This is a genomic window from Photobacterium sp. BZF1 (genome assembly GCF_014349205.1).
In the GTDB taxonomy this organism is placed as follows: domain Bacteria; phylum Pseudomonadota; class Gammaproteobacteria; order Enterobacterales; family Vibrionaceae; genus Photobacterium.
In genome coordinates, this window is the sequence record NZ_JACSOF010000091.1 from 1 (window position 1) to 21,003 (window position 21,003).

Sequence of the window (21,003 nt, forward strand, 5' to 3'; positions counted from 1 at the left end):
CCCCGCCTCATCTTGACTGTCGACTTTCACGCGTTGAGTTAAATCCCCATCCCCCGAAGCTATATCATGCATCGCAACAGATAACCGTTTTAGCGGCGAGATAATAATATTTGAAAGCAGCCAAGTACCGAAAAGAGAGACAAGCACTGTTATTCCACCGCCGACCTTGAGTAACGCCGTTACCGACTCTACTTTTTCGTTCAGTTCCTGCTTTACGTATTTATCTTTTTCTTCAATCGTTTTTCGCAGCAGCAAAAACGGGTCGATCAAAGCAGTAAAGCTATTATTCATCACGTCACGGTTGTCGAGGTAATAGCTTTCGGCCATTTGAGGGTTGTCATAGATATACTGATAGTGGGTTATCCACTGATAGTACTTTGAACGGATAACATTGAGGAGTTGTTGGTTGGCCCCATCGATGTAACCGTCTGCGACCAGTGTTTGTGCAGACAGCAACCGCTTTAAAGCCGGGGGCTCATTTTCGGCAAAAAGCGCTTTGTTATAAGCGAGTAACTCAGCATCCCCAGAAGCCAGAACTATCCCTTGTGATGCAGTAATCACTTCGTAAAGGTCTCTGTATCCTTGATCCATCTGCGACAGTACAGGCTGTATCTGCTGATCTTGGAATGCATTCATACGATTTTGATCGTTTGAAACGCTGATCACAATGCTTAAACATATCGTGAACATGGTAACGGAAAAGATGACGGGAATAAGAAACTTCCAGCGAAAGCTAAGATGATGAATCCATGGCATAACGTACTCCAAATTATTGTATTCCCTAATGGTTCTCAACAGCATGCCGCTGCCGGTTCAAACTGAAACAAGAAGCAAAACTGAAGAATGCAGGCAGCAGATTAGCTATTTAAATCAAAGGGATATTTTTTGAAGGGCCACTTTACCACTCTCACAATCGGTCATTTTCCTGCAACAGTAAATATTCAACCTGGTTCATTACAATAAGTTATATGAAGTGTTACTTGTACCGCTGGTGACCCATAAACAAAGTGCGTCAAAAATTTGGCAAACGTCTAATTTGATTACAAATTAACAGCACAATACGCCCGAGTTAACATTTCAAATCAAAAAAAGACAAATCATTTCCATTTGCTACATTGGTATGCTCTCATTGCCCAAAAAACAACAATATACATACAAAGGGTTATCTAGTGACGCGCTCAACACCAACAGTCAACGCTACCCACCAGCCAAACCACAATCAGGAAGTGACATTCGCACAAGGTGAGCAATTAGTCTCAACGACGGACCTTAATGGGGTTATCACCTATAGCAATGCCGCTTTCTGCCGTGTTGCCGGGTATTCTGAACAAGAATTGCTGGGACAAAACCACAACATTATCCGCCACCCAGATATGCCAAAGGTCGCTTTTGCTGATCTATGGCAACAGATCCAAGCTGGCAAGCCTTGGCGGGGTATCGTCAAAAACCGCACCAAATCCGGTGGCTACTACTGGGTCGATGCTTATGTCACCCCGATTTATGAACACGGCAAGGTCGTTGGATATCAATCAGTCCGGGTTAAACCTGAAGCGCAGTTGGTCAAAACAGCTGAATCCGCCTACAAGGCGTTGATCAAAGCTGAGCGCGGTGGTAAGTCCATCTCATTCAAACTGCCTTCATCTTTAAAATACGGCCTGCTCATTACTGCCTGTACCATCCCTTCTTTAGCGACTTTACTGTCTGAGGGGCCGAGCATTAATGCCTTGCTTGGCCTTACACCAGCACTCGTCTTGTGCACCTTGTTCCGTCAGGAGTTATTCGGTACCCCATCTAAAATCGAGCAATTAAAGTCTCAGTATGACAGCCTCAGCCGAGCTGTTTTTTCTGGTAGTGATAGCTATTCAGTGGTCGATTACCACTTGAAAATGGCATCTGCAGGCATGCGAACAGTGCTCGGGAGAATGACCGATTCAGCTGCTCCGTTACATGATTTAGCAGATGATTTAAACGCGACAACCCATAAAGTAAATAGCGCCATATGCGATCAAAATAAGAATATCCAGTACATGGCCACGGCTATTGATAACATCTCAGACTCAGCCCGAAACATTTCACTCCATGCTGGCGAGAGTCACCAACTATTGGATCTCACTAGGGGCCAGTGCTCCGTTACCCGTACCCAATTAGATGCGACCCAGTCAAGTTTGAACGCTTTATCAACCCAAGCCCGACAAGCGACCAATGCGACTGACAAACTCAGTACGGAGGCGGAAACAGTAAGTGCTGTTATGTCTGAAATCAGTGGAATTGCCGACCAAACCAACTTGCTGGCACTCAATGCTGCCATTGAAGCGGCAAGGGCTGGAGAGCATGGCCGGGGTTTTGCCGTCGTTGCTGATGAAGTCCGTGCCCTGTCCTCCAGGACGCAAACTGCAACCGAGCAAATCCAAACAAGTATCGGCAATATGCTGGCTACCATCGAAAACTGGCAGGTACTGATAAAGAATAATCACGACGATACCTTGGCATGTGTCGAGCAAGCAGCCCAAGGTGCGGAAGCGCTTGGGGCTGTTGAGCAGAATATGCAGGCGATTAACGAGCTCGTCGACCAGGTATCTTCATCAGCGCAAAGCCAAGAAGCCCACGCCCAGCAAACCAGCGAACACATACATGCCCTGGCTGATACTTCGCAGCAAAACCTTGAAGGCGTCAACCAAGTTGAGCAAAGTAGCGCTGAACTCAAACGCCGTGTTGATGATTTCTACCTGCTCGCGGATCGGTTTAAACGTCATTAGCGCTACTTCACAGTTTGGTGCAACTTTTAGCCAATGTGAGTAGTGCAATAAGAGCTAGGTAGTAATCGGGCCGACTACATGGGCAATTCCTCCATACTTAGGTATGATCAGTGAATTGCCCCCTTTTTTAGTAGTGCCCATGTATCTCGATAACCTTAAACAATATTTTGGCTTTGATAACCTGCGCCCAGGTCAGGATGAGGTGATCAGCAAAGTCGTTGAAGGCCACTCTGCTGCCGCTATTTTTCCAACCGGTTCAGGCAAATCGCTGTGTTACCAACTCCCTGCTTTGCAACTCCCCCATCTGACACTGGTTATCTCGCCTCTATTGGCACTAATGAAAGACCAAATCAGTTTTCTCCACAGTAAAGGGATACCCGCAGCCTCTATCGATTCAAGCCAGACATGGGAAGAGAGCCAGCAGGTAATGCAAGGGGTACGTTCCGGCAATATTAAAATCTTGATGATTTCAGTCGAGCGATTAAACAATGAGCGCTTCCGCCAGTTTATCTCCCAAGTGCCAATCTCTTTGTTGGTTGTTGACGAAGCCCACTGTATTTCCGAGTGGGGGCATAACTTCCGTCCGGATTACCTCAAGCTTCCGCAATACCGCCAGATGCTGAATATCCCACAGGTTCTATTACTGACAGCGACAGCAACCCCTGCGGTTATCGAAGATATGGGTCAAAAATTTGGTATTGGTGAAGACAATATCGTTGTTACTGGTTTCTATAGGCCGAATCTCGATTTAACCATTGCTCCGACACCAGACGCCGAGAAACAATCAACGTTATTCCATACCCTCAACAGTGATCCGTCACTGCCGACGATTGTGTATGTGACTTTGCAAAAAACTGCTGAGGATCTTGCCGATTACCTACAACAGCAAGGGGTAATGGCACAGGCCTATCACGCTGGCATGGATAGCGAGCGCCGCCAGCAAATACAAAATGACTTTATGGCTGGCAAGCACCAATGCATTATTGCCACTATCGCTTTCGGTATGGGGATTGATAAGTCGGATATCCGCAGGGTTATCCATTTTGACCTGCCTAAATCAATCGAAAACTACAGCCAAGAAATTGGCCGTGCAGGGCGTGATGGACAGCACTCCGATTGTATTTTGCTAGGCAGCAAATCGGGCCTAAATGTACTGGAAAATTTCGTTTACGGCGACACACCGGATCAGTCAGCGATAGAAACGGTACTTAGGTTAATCCAACAAAATGCACCTCAGTGGGAAGTGGTACAGTTGCGGCTATCTAAGGAAAGTAATATCCGTATGTTACCTTTGAAGACCTTGCTAGTGTATTTAGAAATGGCCCATATTATTGAGCCTCAATATACTTACTTTGCAGATTATCGCTTCAAACTACTGGTTGATCAGCAATTTATTATCAACCAGTTCCAAGGTGAACGACAACAGTTCGTCAGCAACATCTTTGCCTGCTCACCGAAAGCCAGAACCTGGCATACCGTTGATTTTGATGCGTTGTGGCAGACTACCCAAGCAGAACGGAAGCGTGTGGTTGCTGCAATCGACTATTTCAGCGAAAAAGGCTGGGTTGCCCTAGAAAGCAAACAAATGACCGATGTGTATCGAGTGATTAACCCGAACTTTGATATCCAACAAGAGGCCGCCCGACTTTATCAGCTGTTCAAAGCGAAGGAACAAAGTGAAATCACCCGACTAGACAACATGCTGGCCTTCTTCGAAAGCGAGCAATGCCTAAGCCATGAACTGGCAAGCTACTTTGCTGATCACCAAGCCCCGCAGCAATGTGGCCATTGTTCAGTGTGCCGAGGTAGTGTGGCAACACTGCCAGCAGATAACCAATTGGCCGATGTCTCCGAGAACATGCTGAAGGCATGGTGCGACCCATTTCTTGCCGCTTGTCCTTCTTCACCATCTGCAGCGGCAGTAACCCGTTTCTTATGTGGTATGACAAGCCCTCTCCATACCGCCATTAAAGCCCGCCAGCTTTCAGGTTTTGGTAAGATGGAGCAATACCCGTTTCAGCAAACCTTAACGCAAATTCATCAGCTTTATCCGAATCTTACCTAGTTCGGGTCTGGCAATCGCTATTCATCAATAAGAAGTTGGTATGCTTTCTACCAACTTCTTCTCACTTTTCATTTCACAATACGCATTTGTATTATGAAAAATAACATTACCCCATAGCGATCTTCGTCACAACGTTTTAGAATGTCCACATATACCCAAGTGACTTTAAGTCGCTGGATTCAGAGTCTCATCAATAGGCTCAATTCAAGGAAAATAACCGCATGGAATAGCTTTCCTATTTCAAGGTTATTTGACACCGAAGTGGGGCTATTGATGGGCTCCCAAAGGGCGAGTTGAAGTTACTTGGGTATAATATAAATGGAGATAGAGTAAACGCCATGACAAACGAAAGCCAAGAATACCAAACCTGCGAAGCTTGCGGTGTCTCTGCTGAGATGGGTTTCATCATCAAAGAAAATGATGATGTTGCTGACGTAAAGATCTTCGGTGGTGATAAAGCAGCACTAGAAGCTGAACTAGCGAACTACCTAGCACTAGCCAAAGAAGTTAACGCTAACTTCAAGCATGAAGTGAGCCCGATGCAAGACGACAGCACTGAGCTAACAGCACGCTTCCAATTCGAATGCAGCGCTGAAAAGCTGATCTTCGAACTTAAAACACGCTCGCTGATGCGTTAATTGGCCTCAACAGGCTGAAAAGTTATGTAATTTTACAACACTTTTCTCAAATCCCAGAAAAGCCGATTCCCTTTGGGTATCGGCTTTTTTTATGTCCATTTGCAGCTATATTTAACAAAGCACTCAATAAGGACATAGTTACTCCATTTGCTTGCATATTTTCCCGAAAAACTGGTCAGATATGCCTGTGAGCGATTCTCTGTTATCAATGGGTATCAAAATAAGTGCATTTGCATAGCGAATTAATAGTGGAAATTGATTTCGTTTTGTATGAAAATGACAGCAACTTTATGAATCACTAAGCACATGATATCTAGCCCATATCATGGATAGAAAAGGAAATATTCGATGAACAGCAATAAAGCACGAGTGATCTCTAACTGGAAACCAACTAACGAGCGCGAATCCGCCGCATTGAAAGAGTTTTTGATGCAAGAAATGGGCGCGAAAACGGCTCACCATGAAGGTGGTACCGGTAAACTGGGTCCTGATTCAGGCCGCCTAGTTCGCTAATTCGATCCAGACGTTAAAATTCACGTAACAGTTCCCCCTGTTACGACAATGCAGCCAGTTCCGTTAGGAAATGGCTGCATTTTCTTATGCAGTGATGCAATCGCTTACAGATAATCGACTTCAACGTTCACAGCGCCAAGCTAGGATTTCTTTTCAACCCTTACCCACTGCAGGGCACCGTTAGTTTCAAAGTGTTTTTCAGGTTGGCATTCAAGCAAAACGCCTTCAACCGAAATCACCGAACCTAACGAATAAGACTGACCATCATAGAAGCAAACACGCTGTGTATTGAATGTCCCTTCAAGGCTAACTTTGGGCTGAGACTTTACCGATATCTCTTTCGCCATTATGGGCTGAGAGAGGAGTAATGTCGTTAGTAGTGACACCAATAATATCAAGAACTGGGGTTTACCCACAGGATAATAAAAAGCCTGTAAGCGACTACACCTTGCTATTGTCATCCACTCCTCCTTGGAAAGTCCTATGTACAAAAATTACATCACTCAGTCATTACATCGACCAATTTAGCTTTCCACTTAAGGAAAACGGCGGTGTTTATTCTTTAACTGCTGCAACAACAGAAATTTCCACCAACAACGCTTCACGTGCCATACTCGCTTCAACACAAGCACGGGCCGGAGCATGGCCAGCAGGTACCCAGTTATCCCATACTGCGTTCATTTCAGCGAAGTCTTTCATATCTTTGATATAAATGGTCGCTGACAGCATGTGCTCTTTATCACTTCCCGCTTGCTCTAGTAGCTTTTCTACTTTATCCAGCATCGTTTGGGTTTGCTCAGTGATACCTTGGGTTGCATCTGCACACACCTGGCCGCAAAGGTAAACAGTACCGTTATGCTTAACGATACGACTCATACGCTGACCAGTTTCTTGACGTTCAATCACAATAATTGCCTTTTATGTTATCAGGCCTGAGGGCCTTGTTTAAATGTAATTCTGCTGATTACAGCTCACCGTTATACTATCAACTACACCCAACCCAGTAAAAAGAATTTATAACTATCAATTTGATAGGTAATCGATCGTTTATATATTTTTCAATGCTTCTTGTCGGCTCAAAGGAGATAATTGTTCTTGGTAAGTCATTACAAAGCGCTTCACAAACTCCGCATCTGTTTTGGCATACTCCCTAAGCACCCAACCAATCGCCTTGCGAATAAAAAACTCTTTCTCACTGGCTAGCATCAAAATGGTTTCTTCAAGCAATGGAAGGTTGGTCTCAGCTTTGTGCTTGAGGTGAACCAGCAATGATGCCCGGCGCAGCCACATATTTTCTGACTCACGCCAACCACGGACAACACCTTCCAATTCTCGGTGTTCCTTCACCAATGGACCGATGAGGTTAGAGGCGAGTTTATCTACGGTATCCCAATGACTAGCCTCGTTAAGCATCTCTTCGTAAACAGGAAATGCCTCTAGGGTCCTGAAAGGCTTGTAATATTCGGCTGCATCCATCGCGAGGTATTGCTCCTCACGGTTTTCCCCGGACCATAGCCAAAGCACCAAACGCTTGTACTCAATAAAAGAGGCTATTTTGGTATGCTCTCGAGCTTGCTTGAATATCGCCTTACGCTCTGGTGCCTTCACCCCATAAAAAGGCTGTTCGGTTTTCATATACGCTTGCATGGCCTTAGCATCATCGGGATTCCCCGCTTCGGCCATTCGCTGCTGCATGAATATCACCATAGGAATAACAAGTGACATCAATAACTTCCTTTTCTTTACTTATCATTAAAATATTTTGCTGATATTGGAACACAGTTATTGACGCAATACCAACGTCTTACAAGTGAGACTTTTTCACCGTATTGATAAGGTTGACGAATGTCCGACCTCTACCTAGGTTTATATCAATAATAAAAAAATCCTAGTCATGACACTCAGTTGCCTATTTTCCTAACCACCGCTTAGTAAATTACAGAAGGGATACCCACCTATGCAGCCAAGAGAGGTCAGAACCGTTGACGATGCCAAGCAGATTATCGAGGAGCGAAAACTCAGCCATGTCAAAGTCGGCCTGTTCGACAATGACGGAGTGATGCGTGGCAAGTATATGTCGAAGGAAAAATTTTTCTCTTCGCTCGATAAAGGGTTTGCCTTTTGTGATGTGGTGTTAGGTTGGGATGTTAAAGATCAACTCTACGACAATACTCAGTACACTGGCTGGCATACAGGCTACCCTGATGCGCCTGTCAAGATTATCCCTTCCAGCTGCCGCGATGTGTTAGATGAAGACGGCATGTTGCTGTTTATGGCAGAGTTCGCCGGCGAAGCCGAATCGGTTTGCCCGAGGGCCACATTGCGCAGGGTACTTGATAAAGCCAAATCGATGGGGCTGATCCCAAGGGCCGCCTTCGAGTATGAATTCTTCCTGTTCCGTGAAACGCCACACTCCGTGCGTGAGAAAGGCTTCAGGAACCTCGAGCCAATCACCCCAGATTGGTTTGGTTACTCAATGATACGCAACTCGACCTATTCAGAGCTCTACAAATCAATCCTCTCGATGGCCGAGACTATGGACTTTCCTATCGAAGGGATTCATTCAGAAACCGGTCCAGGTGTTATCGAAGCTGCCATTGCCGTCGACCACGCATGCCATGCTGCCGACAAAGCGGCACTATTCAAAACCTACATGAAAGTGCTAGCGCAAAAAAATGATTTGATGGCCACCTTCATGGCGAAATGGAGCAACGACTATCCTGGTCAAAGTGGCCATATTCACCTTTCCCTTCGCGACCAGGATGGCAACAATGTCTTTTTCGACGACAAAGAAACCCACTCGATGAGTGCCTTGCAACGGCATTTCTTAGCCGGCCAGCAGCGTTTGATGCCGGAGTTGCTCTGTATGGTCGCTCCCTCCGTTAACAGCTATAGCCGAATGATACCTGGGTTCTGGGCCCCCACTGATGCTACTTGGGGTGTTGAAAACCGTACAACGTCACTGAGGGTGATCACCGGTTCTGAAAAATCCCAGCGTATCGAATACCGTATTGGGGCTGCAGATGCCAACCCTTTCCTAGCACTAGCTGCAGCTCTTGGCTCGGGGCTTATCGGTATCGAACAAGCTTGGGAGCCAACAGAGCCCGTGTTAGGGAATGCTTACCAACAAACTCATAGCGAGACCCTCGCCCTACCACGGACACTATGGGATGCCACCCAAAGGTTTAAGCAGTCAGATGTCGCAGCCTCCTTGTTCGGGCAGGCTTTTGTCGACCACTTTGCCGCCTCAAGGGAATGGGAAGACCGGGAGTTCAGGAAACATGTAACCGACTGGGAGCTCAGCCGTTACTTCGAAATCATCTGAGGCGAGGAAAGGCACTTGAACCATTCTGCCAACGTAGAAAACCAAAGTGGTGTTAGACAGAATACGCTATCTCCTGCGGATGGAAGTGTCGTAGCAACCGTTGTGTTGGCGACACCGGAAGCTGTTCAAAGGACGCTTGATAATGCCAATAAAGCTCAAAAAGAATGGATACTTACCCCTCTTTCCGAGAGAAAAGCGTATTGTAACCGGGCAATTGATGCGCTTTTGAGCCACAAAGAGATGATCGCTAGCGAATTAAGCTGGATGATGGGCCGCCCTATCAAACATAGTGGCAGTGAACTAAGAGGTGTCGAAGAGCGTGCCCGCTACATGATTAAGCACTGTGAGCAAGCACTTGCACCTATTGATCTACCTGAAAAATCGGGCTTTACTCGATACATAACCCGGGAACCCCTCGGGACAATTCTCGTTATATCTCCCTGGAACTACCCGTACCTGACAGCTATCAATTCAATCATCCCTGCATTGCTTGCTGGAAACAGTGTGATTTTGAAACCGTCTTCCCATACCCCACTCTGCGCGCAACGCTTCCAACAAGCCTTTGACGAGGCCCAGCTTCCTCAGGGAGTCTTCCAACATTTATTCATGAGCCATAATGCGACAGAAGAGTTGGTCAGTAGCGAGCAACTCCAGCATGTCGTTTTTACTGGCTCAGTCACCGGTGGGGCGTTGATTGAAATAGCTGCTGCTGGTCACTTTCATGGCCTTGGCCTTGAGCTTGGAGGCAATGATCCGGCCTATGTCCGCCATGATGCCGATATTAATGATGCTGTAGAAACCATTGTTGATGGTGCGCTTTATAACGCTGGACAGTCATGTTGCGCTATCGAACGGGTGTATGTCGACTACCGGGTTCATGACGAGTTTGTCGAAAAAGCCGTTCAGTTAGTCAACCAATACCAGTTAGGTTTCCCGCTCGACGAAGACACCACGCTAGGGCCTTTAATCTCGACAAGTGCCGCAGACCATGTCCGCCATCAGATCACCGATGCGCAACAAAAAGGTGCCCTTGCACATATTTCTGAAGCCTGCTTTCCTAACAGTAAACTGGGGAGCCCATACCTTGCCCCACAGGTGTTAACCGACGTGGATCATAGTATGCAAGTGATGACTGAGGAGACTTTTGGTCCTCTCATCCCTATTCAAAAAGTTTTCTCGGACCAACAAGCTATTGAGTTAATGAACGATAGCAAATATGGCCTGACTGCAAGTATTTTCACCTCAGACATTCAGCAAGCCATCACAATCGGCAATCAAATTGAAACCGGCACATTTTTCGCTAACCGTTGTGATTACCTCGACCCAGCATTAGCTTGGACAGGCATCAAGCACTCAGGCAAAGGCTATGCTCTGTCGACACTTGGGTTTGAAACACTCACCCGGCCAAAATCATTTCATCTGAAACACCCGAAACAACCGCATAGCGGTGACAATAATAATGGCTCACCAATTACATCGGACTAGACCATGACACTTCTGCATTGGCATTACCCCACCGAAATACTCGTTGGCGAACATGCCAGCTCTCAGCTTTCTGATAGTTGCCATCATTTATCTGTCCAGCGACCGCTCTTCGTCATCGATCCCTCACTAGCTAATACCAGTTTGATAAAGAACATCCTATCTCCATATCAAGATGCTAGCCTAACAGCACCAGTCTTTGATAGCTTCACCGGTAACCCAACCGGAGAGCAGGTTGAAAGTGGTATTGCCGTCTTTCTCGAAGGCGGGCATGACGGTATTGTTGCCATTGGTGGGGGCTCGTCATTAGATATAGGAAAAGCGATAGCCTTAGTAGCTAGGCAGCAACAATCATTATGGCAATTTGAAGACATTGGCGACAATTGGACAAAAGCCGACACCAGCCTTATCGTTCCCATTGTTGCCCTGCCAACGACGGCAGGTACTGGGTCTGAAGTAGGAAGGGCTTCGGTTATCACAGATACTCAGCACCAGTGCAAGCGCATCATATTCCATCCGAAGATGCTACCAGCTCAGGTGATCTTAGATCCTACCCTAACCGTCGATCTTCCGGCCCACCTCACCGCCGCAACGGGTTTGGATGCCCTTTCCCACAACCTTGAAGCATACTGCTCGCCAAGCTACCACCCCATGGCTGAAGCCATCGCAATCGAAGGGATGCGATTAATCAAACTCTATCTGCCCATCGCCTACACTGACGGGTCCAACCTGCAAGCCAGAACCCAAATGCTTATTGCTTCTACCATGGGAGCAACAGCTTTCCAGAGGGGGCTCGGTGCGATGCACGCTTTGGCCCATACCCTCGGTGCCCGCTACAACCTCCACCATGGGCTACTGAATGCGGTATTAATGCCCTATGTACTCTGTGCAAACCGACATTATCTGCACGAAAAAATGCTGCGGCTCTCCCACTACCTAGAATTAGAGAAAGAGGGCTTCGATGGTGTTCTTGACTGGGTGCTGGAGTTGCGAAAACAACTCCATATCCCACATTCTTTATCTGAGTTAGGTGTCGACAATCAAGAGCAGGAAGCCATAGCTGCTCAATCTATGCAAGATGCGGCTGCAAGTGGAAACCCAATCCATTTATCTCAGGAGCAGTATCAGGCGCTCTTTAATTTCGCTCTTGATGGCAAGCTGGATTTATAGATCTGAATTTGAGGTAATAATATGAAGTTAGGTGTATTGCTATGTGATGATGTCAGGCCAGAGTTACAACCAAAACATGGCAACTACCCAGCGATGTTTACCGAATTATTTGCACAGGTAGACCCTGCTATTGAACTGCTATTCTACCGGGTGATTGATGGTCACTACCCGCAATCGCTTAGTGAATGCGACGGCTACCTGACCAGTGGTAGTCGGTACAGCGTGTATGAGCAAAGCCGCTGGGTCAATGTCTTTCAGGGCTTTGTTCATCAACTCTACTTTCAGCACATACCTTTGGTGGGTATTTGTTTTGGGCATCAAATGATTGCCCAAGCACTTGCCGGTGAAGTCATGCAGTCTGATAAAGGCTGGGGAATAGGTGCAGCCTCAGCCACCATCGATGTTCCGTCAAACCTACAACCACCTTGGCTAACCGAACCACCAGCCGATATATCCCTTTTAGTCAGCCATCAGGACCAAGTGATCCGCCCACCGCAAAACACAACGATTCTCGCTAGCAGCCTTTTTTGCCCCAACAGCATTATGCTCGTTGGTGAGCACTTCCTTGGTATTCAAGGCCACCCAGAGTTTACCCCTGAGTATCTGGCAGATTTATTGAAGCTACGAAAAAGCATCTATCCAATAGAGACATACCAAAATGCATTGGAATTGCTAGAGCAGCCCACTGACCACCTTAAAGTGACCCAATGGATCATCCAATTCTTTCGCTACCGCCAACTGCTCGGTGATCAGCGTACCTTCAATAAAACCGAATAACTCCATCAACCTAATGGCCTCGTCTCTATCGCCTGTCGGCTTACAATGATTTCCATAAACGCATGGAGTTCTTGGAGGCCGTCATGTATCACGCCCATATTTACTTTGATACCAACCAAATCAACGAAGCTGAACGGTTGCACGAAAAAATAACAAACCACAAAGACGTCATTCGTATATTTCCACTTGTTCACCGTGAAGTTGGCCCGCACAGCAAGCCTATGTTTGAAGTCCATTTTGCTGATGATAAACACGGTTTTCTTGACTGGCTGAAGCGCGAACGTGGGGAGCTATCTGTTCTGATCCATCCAGTATCGAATGATGCCCTTTCAGACCATACCACGAGGGCGGTTTGGCTCGGTAAAGTACTACCGATTAAGACCGATATATTGTTTTGAGTACTTAACAAAAACACCGCAAATTAATGCCAATATCATGCACTTAAAGTGACGAAATTCTCAAAAATTTGGTTTCCATGATTCATTTTGCTAGCATAGCCGGCGAAATTTATTTTGGACTCTAAACAATTGAGGAAATAATGACTGTCACTAAGGACAAGTACAGTATTGAAAATACCGACTATACCGTCGGTCAGGATAACATTCAGAAATGGGGTTTTGATGTCCATAATCCCGTCTTCGGTGCCAGCGCTGGTCTCATCATTGTCTTTCTCGTCGCTCTTTTCGTCAGCGAGCCAGAAACCGCCAAAGCCACACTCGATGGCATCAAGTGGCAAATCATTGGTAACTTCGACAGTATGTTTATGTGGGCAGGTAATCTGTTTCTCATCTTCTGCCTCGGTCTGGTTATTTCGCCATTTGGTAAAATCCGTATCGGCGGACATGATGCCCAACCCGAACACTCCAACCTGTCTTGGATCGCAATGCTGTTTGCCGGTGGTATGGGTATTGGTTTGATGTTCTGGGGTGTTGCCGAGCCGACTGCCTACTTTACTGGTTGGTTCGAGACACCTCTTGGCGTTGAAGCCTATTCTGAAGAGGCAGCCTACGCTGCACTTGGCGCGACCATGTTCCACTGGGGCCTTCACCCTTGGGCGATCTACGCGGTAGTTGCGTTGTCTATGGCATTTTTTGCCTTCAATAAAGGTCTACCACTTTCATTCCGTTCCGTTTTCTACCCGCTACTAGGCGACAGAACCTGGGGTTGGTTTGGTCATGTCATCGATGTACTGGCAGTACTAGCGACTTTGTTTGGTCTGGCAACATCATTGGGCTTGGGTGCCCAGCAAGCGGCCAGCGGTATTAGCCATGTTTTCGGCATTGAGAATGGCTTAAATATACAATTGGGCATCATCGCTTTTGTTACTTCACTCGCCATTGTCTCGGTTATCCGTGGTATTGATGGCGGCGTTAAGGTATTAAGTAATATCAACATACTCGTAGCGTTAGCCTTGCTGGTTTTCGTTATTTTGCTTAGCCTATCGACCTTCTTCAAAACCGTACCGACAGCACTGATCGGCTATATCAAAAATATCCTGCCGCTGAGTAATCCGCACGGCCGTGAGGATGAAGCCTGGATGCACGGTTGGACTGTGTTCTACTGGGCATGGTGGATCTCTTGGTCGCCATGTGTCGGTATGTTTATTGCCCGAGTATCAAAAGGCCGTACTGTACGCGAATTTATTACTGCGGTTATTTTCATCCCTACCACTATCACCTTGATTTGGATGTCTGCTTTTGGTGGCTTGGCTATCGAGCAAGTCATTTCCAAAGTGGGTGAACTTGGTACTAATGGCCTGACCGATGTCACGCTGTCACTATTCCAGGCATTTGACGCTTTACCTTTTAGCACTGCAATTTCAGTGATCTCTGTCGTCCTTATTATGGTGTTCTTCATCACATCTTCGGACTCAGCGTCACTGGTTATCGATAGTATCACTGCAGGTGGTAAAATTGATGCGCCAATACCACAACGTGTATTCTGGGCATCGGTTGAAGGTGCTATTGCAGCAATGCTGCTATGGGTGGGCGGTACTGAAGCGATTCAAGCACTTCAGGCCGGTGCGATTTCGACTGCACTGCCATTTACCCTTATCTTAATGGTGATGTGTATCAGCCTGATTTTAGGTATGCGTAGTGAGCTGAGAGTATACCAATCCGCTTATGCTAGCTAACGGTACTCATTTCCCATAACAAAAAAACCATAGCAGCTTCAACTGCTATGGCTGTTTTATACTTGGCTCCGGCACCTTTTTGCTAAGAGGCATCGCTAAATATCCTTGCCGAAATCATTAAACTTATCCTCCAAATCAAAATCTTGACCATCCTGATAACGGCTATGGCAAGGCACCGCCGTCAACGTTTTGATCGTATTTGTCATTATCCCAGCCGGCGATAAATTCGTGATCCGGTTATTGAGCAAGTAATCTCTTAGCGTTTTTCTGCTATTAATACGCCCACAATAGCGATTTTGTGCCTTGTCGATCAGTCGAGCCATATTGTTCTCAACTGTTTTTATTGATTTGCCCAAAATCGTACTGATAAATTCGTTAGAAAACCCACACATAATAAAGTAAGCATAGGTCTCCTGTAACGAGGTAAAGCTTTCACATAACCTAGACGCTTTGAAGTCAACGTCATGACCTTGATTGAAATACATTGTTGGGTCATTGAAAGCGGAAGATAGTGTGAAGATAAAGCCGGTGTTGTACATGCTGACATCAATGCCAACAGCCTCGCCTGAAGTATTGATTATAGGGCGTTTTGATACATAATACGCCTTACAGCCTGCGTTGAGTTTGATGATATTCAAGGAGAAAAGATAATCTTGAGTATCCAAAATATGGTTATTTTGAAAATCAATAACATCCGCAAAATCGCTGAAGTTACTTTGGAGCTCTGAGTTTTTTTTCCCTAGCGCCTGCTCGTTATTGAGCCCTAGAATATCGGCGTATGACTGATTAATTGCAGCATAGTTGCCCTCACCATCATAAACAGCACATGGAAAAGGGTTGGGGATATTTTTTAGTCCAACAGCATAAAGATACTGTTCATCTGTTATGTTCATTGTTGTTTGTTAGATGACCGAAAATCAGATTAAATTATGCATTCAATAAGCGACATAAGAATACCTAATAAGTATAGCTGATCAATCTATTAATCCCTTTAATTGTAAGAATTTAAGATTTTAATACCCAGCGAAATATGTAATCCATTTCATCAGGGTTTTGATTAAAAATGATAGATTAGAAGGCCTATGTTAAACCAAAGGTGCTTGCTCAGATGTACAAAGCCGCAGCCGTATCTGCGGCTTTTTGTTATCAGTAAACGAATGTTCACACTAAACAGTAACAACTACCTTTTTGGCCAACGACATCGCAAGGTTATTATCGTAATACGCGGCTTCGTTAATGAAATGCGGATACGCTTCATAATCTCCATCCCAACAGATTTCCTGACCATCAAACAGGGTAAAGATTGGATCGCCATGGCGTAGCAGTTTGAAATCGGCATCTTGTACATTTCGATGAACCATGCCAATTCGCTCTCCCTGAGCATTTTCTGGCAGCTTCAACGTTTCGTGGTATTTGAACGCGTAGTAGCTCGCAGGGAGATCCGGCAACGCATCGCGATTATGCAGATCGACAAAATCAAGGATATGGCCGGTCATCTCTTCCATCCAGTCCAAGACATCTTGGCGGATCACAGACTGAGGCTGAGGCCCAATTTCCACGATAACACCCTGTTCGGTAATTGAGCTCAAGAAGCAATGCTCATGAACTGCAACATGATCTTCCAGCACGATAACCGCATTAGGCATTTTTGCTGAAACGTAAGCGCCCAACTGGCGATTGAACGCATCTGTCTGCAGCAAGATTAATGATGGCCCCATATTGCTGGTTGTGTTGTGCAAATCGATAATAAAATTGGTTTTGGCGTTCCCTTTAGGGCCCAATTGGGCGTTGATCGCTTTCGCTCGGCTTTGCTCGTAATTCGCCAACTCAGGGTTGTTGAGATCGTCATGACCAAACTGACGGTTCATATCACAATCTAAATAGCGCTTGTTCTCTTCAAATGCCTTAGGGTTTGCAAAGACGGTTTCAACCGTAAGACTGTCTCGCTCAACCAACTGCGGTGTTTCACGCCATTTACGTAGCAAGTAAATGCCGCTAAATTCATTACCGTGGGTACCGCCAACAATGGCGACTTTGTTCAATTTTTTCGTCCCTGTCATCTCGAATCAGACTCGCATTAATCAATAACTATGTTAGATTCACTGATACCAGCTTAGCGGGTACTTTTCCAGAAAAAATGCATATTTAGTTGCCTGCAAAACACTGGTCAAGCCAACAATTACCCAATCAACTCACTTGAGGCCGTGTTTGTGCCAACTTCAAATAAGCATGTAGCTGTTCATTTTTGTACTCTATCGCAGAGTGAATACTGCTTCCCTGATTAGCCACAACCGTACTTGTGTAGCGGTTGTCATCTTTGTAAATGACCAGTTCGAGCATCCCATTGACTAACTGCCACTCACCTATCGTCTTCTGACGCCGGAACAAAGTGAACTCATCTAAGCTGCCATTGGGGTGAAGCACCAACTCTGTGGTGTAACCTGCGGTACATGTTTTTATCCAATGCTGCTGAGTGAGCTCCGCACGGGAAAAATCACGCTTGCCTGTCAGCCAAGCTTGTAGTTCATCCTGCTCCTTGCCATCTGGGGCTGGGAGCTTACCCAATTCCAGCAGTCTCACCCGCTCCGATTCTCGATAAAACAGCTGCAGTAATTTTTGGGTTTTCAGATCAGACATCCCTATCTCCATAGAACAACGTAAGCTTTCCAATGTAACGCTAATTATATGACAACATTAGTGTTAAACATTGATTTTGCAATACAAGTCAAAACTTAACCTTGCCACGCATTACTTTGGTTTGGCCCCGCTGAGTTTTTTTATCCATCCGCTTTTTCTGCGATGAACGCGTCGGCTTGGTTGGACGGCGTTTCTTTTGCTGTACCACCGCAGACTTAATCAAAGCAACCAACCTTTCCAACGCATCCTCACGGTTTTGCTCTTGGGTGCGGTATTGCTGGGCTTTTATGATAATCACCCCCTCTTTGGAGATACGACTATCTGATAATGCAAGCAACCTTTCTTTATAAAACGGCGGTAATGATGAGCGAGGGATATCAAAGCGAAGATGGATCGCAGAGGAGACTTTGTTCACATTTTGTCCACCTGCACCTTGGGCACGAATGGGCGTCAGTTCAACTTCCCAATCACCTAATTGAACTGAGTTGGAAATTTCTATCATAAAAAACAATCTATATGGATTCTATGGACAGTATACCTGCCCTTGGCTTTTTGTATTAGGCCATGTTTCACTTAATTCTGGCTGGTTTCTGGTCGTCTTTAGCCTATATACCTTCAACACATTGAGAGTCGTCAAATAACTTCAAGGTTAGCAAGGCGAACATCTGGATAGAAACCTATGGAAATTATCACCTCATTGATTGCGGATGTAGGCAATTGGATCAGACCGTGGATAGATGATATATCAACAGCAACCGTTACTTGTGTTCTCGTTATGTTTGCTGCCGATATTAATCGTTTTATGAGAAAGCAACTTATTGGCACTAATTTTATCATCAGAACAATGATTTTTATTCTGATCAATGCCTTTGGTTACGGTTTATTCATCGTTACAACCGCGCCGTTTTTATCAGAACAACTAAGCCAGCTGGCTAATCACTGGCTTATCTCTGTTGTGATCTCAATATTCATAATTATTGGTGTATGGGCGCAGCGCCACCGCCAACAAGTTTAACTAGCTTAATATTCCATGGCCATTAAGCCGCCATTCTGAAGATGTGGTACATCATCATTAACCATAAACCGACACCTGAAACGGCAAGAAATGAGATAACAAGTAGTTGCTTTAGTTTTGATAGAAAGCACGACATAAGCATACGAACCTCCTGAGCTGCCACTCGCTTGAGATATTAGGTAAATCAAGCTTTAACAACATCTTAACCCTGAAAATTCAGAAACTGTTAAGATACAGATCGGCTTATAGAAAAGTGGCCCAAAATGCTAAATCATTGGCGTGAAATGTAAAAAGCCCGGCTTAAGCCGGGCAATGTAGAACGAGCATCAAACTCGGCGGTATGGCAAGTAAATCGGCTCCCAGATATGCTCAGCCAGTTCATGGCTGATATCTTTTCCAGCCAAATCGCAGTTAGGGTCCTTAGCTTTCATATCAGCGAGAATGCGCGTCGCAACATGCAAAGAGGCTTGCTTCAACTTACTAATTCGCGGATACACACAACCTGCCTGCAAATCTTCATCGGAGACCATCTCAGCCAGCGCATAGGATGCCGTGGTGAACATATCCAATGTAACCTTACGGGTTTGTGACACAATTGCCGCCAAGCCAACACCTGGGAAGATAAAGACATTATTACCTTGCCCAATGCGGAATGAACGCCCGTTGTAAACCACATCACCAAACGGGCTACCAGTCGCCACAAGTGCTTGGCCATCACTCCAACGATAGATATCTTCCGGCAAGGCCTCGCAGTTTGCGGTTGGATTGGATAACGGGAATATCATAGGGCGCTTGGTATATTCCATCATTTTCTGGATATGCCCTTCCTTGAATGCACCACCAATACCGCTTGTACCAAGCAAGACAGTCACAGGGTAGTTATCAATCAATTCCGTCAGCGATACTTTGCCAGCTTCTGTCACCGACCATCCTGCTGCGAGAGCTCTTGGTTTGGCATAACGCTTCTTATACTCATCCAAGCCTTCACGGTCATCAAATACCAAACCTTGCGAATCAAGAATAAAGATTCTGTCCCGGGCAGTGGCATGCGAACAACCTTCTTTGAGTAGTCCTGCAAAGATTTGATCAGCAACACCGACCCCACCAGCACCCGCGCCATATACAACATAGTTCTGCTCAGCTAATGACTCGCCCTTTATTTTGGCCGCACCAAGAATACCAGCAAGCACTACCGAGCCTGTACCTTGAATATCATCGTTGAAAGAGGGTAGGAATTCCTCATAATCGTTGAGGTTGTCGAAGGCGTTAGATTTGCTGAAGTCTTCCCATTGAAGAACCGCTTTGGGGAAATTGCGTTTAACCTGATGCACAAACTTTTTGATAAAGGCTTTGTAAGCCTCGCCTCTCAAACGCCTTTGTGGAACCCCCAAATACATTGGGTCATCAAGTAAGTCTTGGTTGTCGGTACCAATATCCAGTGCTATTGGTAAACAATGAGCGGGATGGATACCGGCTCCCAAGGTATATAAAGACAGTTTCCCAATGGGAATACCCATACCACCAACCCCTTGGTCACCCAGCCCAAGAATGCCTTGGCTATCGGTCACCACGATGATTTTAATGTCTTTTCCAGTGAAATGGCGGGCCAACTCATCCATGTTATCGACGTTGTCTTCAGTAATATACAGACCCCGTGCTTTTTGATAGCGGTGACTAAACTCTTGGCAGGCTTTACCCACTGTTGGGGTATAGATAATGGGGGTCATTTCTTCTACGTGCCGAGATAACAGCGCATAGAACAAGGTTTCGTTTCTATCTTGAAGGGCGCGTAAAAATAGATATTTCTCTATATCCGTAGAGGCGTTTCTAAAACCGTCGTATACCCGGTTCAGTTGATCGTCAAAAGTCTGAACTCGTGGTGGTAGCAGGCCATCTAACTGGAAAGCTTCTCTTTCTTCGTATGAGAATGCCGTACTTTTATTTAAGGTACGGTCATTCAGTAACTCAGTACCAGTCAATGAGACAGGTCTGAATTCATCACCATGCTCATCCTTCCAACGTAGGTATCTCCCTATCGTCATATATTCCTCCGTTCACATTATTATCATTATTCATTGTTTTGGGCTTTCTTCTAAAGAGAAAGTCAACAAATTGTAAGATTTTTGTATGATAAAAAATGTGATAGAAGGACTCTTCTAAAGTATAAGTAACTAAAAATATTACTAAATATCATTGTAAGGCCAATTTAATAAGATGAACCTATTTTGATCTCTTGTTTATGACATTGTTTCTATTTGAAGCTTGGTTTAAAAAACGGTGCCGTGTTTTTGACAGCACCATTTGGCTAGTAGTACGTATTTTTTCACGCACTCGTTTCGCATCACTCATAGCGCTACCGTTTTACCGCAAATAGGACATTTCCACAGCGATTTAAACTTAATTTTCTGCCACCAAGTACGGCGAACCTGCACCATTTGAACCTTACACTCATCACACATGACTCTCTCCTGACTGACTAATCGTTATTTTT

At 45.5% G+C, this 21,003-nt stretch carries 20 protein-coding genes; 11 read left to right on the forward strand and 9 right to left on the reverse strand.

Going from position 1 to position 21,003, the window contains the following annotated elements; translation table 11 throughout:
• The coding region (locus tag BIZ37_RS19100) for a HAMP domain-containing protein (protein ID WP_187462834.1) at positions 1–756 on the reverse strand (756 nt) is incomplete at its 3' end.
• A 413-nt stretch (positions 757–1,169) separates the two neighbouring features.
• Between BIZ37_RS19100 and BIZ37_RS19105 the strand changes: the two genes are divergently transcribed.
• The 4 genes from BIZ37_RS19105 (at position 1,170) to BIZ37_RS19120 (ending at position 5,972) form a co-directional block, all read left to right on the forward strand.
• On the forward strand, positions 1,170–2,756 hold the full coding sequence (locus tag BIZ37_RS19105; RefSeq protein ID WP_187462835.1) for a PAS domain-containing methyl-accepting chemotaxis protein: 1,587 nt from the start codon (positions 1,170–1,172) through the stop codon (positions 2,754–2,756).
• Positions 2,757–2,895: 139 nt separating this feature from the next.
• Entirely contained in the window at positions 2,896–4,821 is a 1,926-nt protein-coding gene (locus BIZ37_RS19110) for an ATP-dependent DNA helicase RecQ (protein WP_187462836.1), read from the forward strand.
• Between the two features lie 338 nt (positions 4,822–5,159).
• Positions 5,160–5,459, forward strand: coding sequence for a YfcZ/YiiS family protein (locus BIZ37_RS19115; protein WP_039456122.1), 300 nt, complete (start codon positions 5,160–5,162; stop codon positions 5,457–5,459).
• A 348-nt stretch (positions 5,460–5,807) separates the two neighbouring features.
• Entirely contained in the window at positions 5,808–5,972 is a 165-nt protein-coding gene (locus tag BIZ37_RS19120; protein WP_170114867.1) for a hypothetical protein, read from the forward strand.
• Between the two features lie 140 nt (positions 5,973–6,112).
• On the opposite strand, the gene BIZ37_RS19125 is transcribed toward BIZ37_RS19120, so the two are convergent.
• From BIZ37_RS19125 to BIZ37_RS19135, 3 genes are all read right to left on the reverse strand, one after another.
• A complete protein-coding gene (locus tag BIZ37_RS19125; RefSeq protein ID WP_187462837.1) occupies positions 6,113–6,433 on the reverse strand; it encodes a DUF1496 domain-containing protein in 321 nt (106 codons plus the stop codon).
• A gap of 94 nt (positions 6,434–6,527) precedes the next feature.
• On the reverse strand, positions 6,528–6,878 hold the full coding sequence (locus BIZ37_RS19130) for a RidA family protein (protein WP_107296143.1): 351 nt from the start codon (positions 6,876–6,878) through the stop codon (positions 6,528–6,530).
• A 141-nt stretch (positions 6,879–7,019) separates the two neighbouring features.
• On the reverse strand, positions 7,020–7,697 hold the full coding sequence (locus BIZ37_RS19135) for a DNA alkylation repair protein (protein WP_187462838.1): 678 nt from the start codon (positions 7,695–7,697) through the stop codon (positions 7,020–7,022).
• A gap of 232 nt (positions 7,698–7,929) precedes the next feature.
• On the opposite strand from BIZ37_RS19135, the gene BIZ37_RS19140 reads away from it, so the two are divergent.
• From BIZ37_RS19140 to BIZ37_RS19165, 6 genes are all read left to right on the forward strand, one after another.
• Complete coding sequence (locus tag BIZ37_RS19140) at positions 7,930–9,297, forward strand: glutamine synthetase family protein (RefSeq protein WP_187462839.1); 1,368 nt, start codon at positions 7,930–7,932, stop codon at positions 9,295–9,297.
• A gap of 15 nt (positions 9,298–9,312) precedes the next feature.
• Positions 9,313–10,782 (forward strand): aldehyde dehydrogenase family protein, encoded by a 1,470-nt coding sequence (locus BIZ37_RS19145; RefSeq protein WP_187462840.1) that lies wholly within the window; start codon positions 9,313–9,315, stop codon positions 10,780–10,782.
• Positions 10,783–10,785: 3 nt separating this feature from the next.
• Positions 10,786–11,949, forward strand: coding sequence for an iron-containing alcohol dehydrogenase (locus tag BIZ37_RS19150; RefSeq protein ID WP_187462841.1), 1,164 nt, complete (start codon positions 10,786–10,788; stop codon positions 11,947–11,949).
• Positions 11,950–11,970: 21 nt separating this feature from the next.
• Entirely contained in the window at positions 11,971–12,726 is a 756-nt protein-coding gene (locus tag BIZ37_RS19155) for a GMP synthase (protein ID WP_187462842.1), read from the forward strand.
• An 83-nt stretch (positions 12,727–12,809) separates the two neighbouring features.
• The gene (locus tag BIZ37_RS19160; protein WP_187462843.1) at positions 12,810–13,124 is read left to right on the forward strand and encodes a DOPA 4,5-dioxygenase family protein; all 315 of its coding nucleotides are present in this window, start codon (positions 12,810–12,812) and stop codon (positions 13,122–13,124) included.
• A 140-nt stretch (positions 13,125–13,264) separates the two neighbouring features.
• Positions 13,265–14,860, forward strand: coding sequence for a BCCT family transporter (locus BIZ37_RS19165; protein WP_187462844.1), 1,596 nt, complete (start codon positions 13,265–13,267; stop codon positions 14,858–14,860).
• A gap of 95 nt (positions 14,861–14,955) precedes the next feature.
• Here BIZ37_RS19165 and BIZ37_RS19170 read toward each other — a convergent pair whose 3' ends face one another.
• The 4 genes from BIZ37_RS19170 to arfB form a co-directional block, all read right to left on the reverse strand.
• Positions 14,956–15,753, reverse strand: a complete 798-nt coding sequence (locus BIZ37_RS19170) for a PAS domain-containing protein (protein WP_187462845.1) — start codon at positions 15,751–15,753, stop codon at positions 14,956–14,958.
• Between the two features lie 273 nt (positions 15,754–16,026).
• Positions 16,027–16,920, reverse strand: coding sequence for an aspartoacylase (locus BIZ37_RS19175; protein ID WP_187462846.1), 894 nt, complete (start codon positions 16,918–16,920; stop codon positions 16,027–16,029).
• Between the two features lie 127 nt (positions 16,921–17,047).
• Entirely contained in the window at positions 17,048–17,497 is a 450-nt protein-coding gene (locus BIZ37_RS19180) for a hypothetical protein (RefSeq protein ID WP_187462847.1), read from the reverse strand.
• An 88-nt stretch (positions 17,498–17,585) separates the two neighbouring features.
• Complete coding sequence (arfB, locus tag BIZ37_RS19185; RefSeq protein ID WP_107296131.1) at positions 17,586–17,999, reverse strand: alternative ribosome rescue aminoacyl-tRNA hydrolase ArfB; 414 nt, start codon at positions 17,997–17,999, stop codon at positions 17,586–17,588.
• A gap of 177 nt (positions 18,000–18,176) precedes the next feature.
• Here arfB and BIZ37_RS19190 point away from each other — a divergent pair, with 177 nt between their 5' ends.
• Positions 18,177–18,512: a DUF3392 domain-containing protein gene (locus BIZ37_RS19190; protein ID WP_187462848.1), complete on the forward strand. Its 336-nt coding sequence runs from the start codon at positions 18,177–18,179 to the stop codon at positions 18,510–18,512.
• Positions 18,513–18,838: 326 nt separating this feature from the next.
• Here BIZ37_RS19190 and BIZ37_RS19195 read toward each other — a convergent pair whose 3' ends face one another.
• The gene (locus tag BIZ37_RS19195) at positions 18,839–20,554 is read right to left on the reverse strand and encodes an NAD-dependent malic enzyme (protein ID WP_187462849.1); all 1,716 of its coding nucleotides are present in this window, start codon (positions 20,552–20,554) and stop codon (positions 18,839–18,841) included.
• Positions 20,555–21,003: the final 449 nt, after the last annotated feature.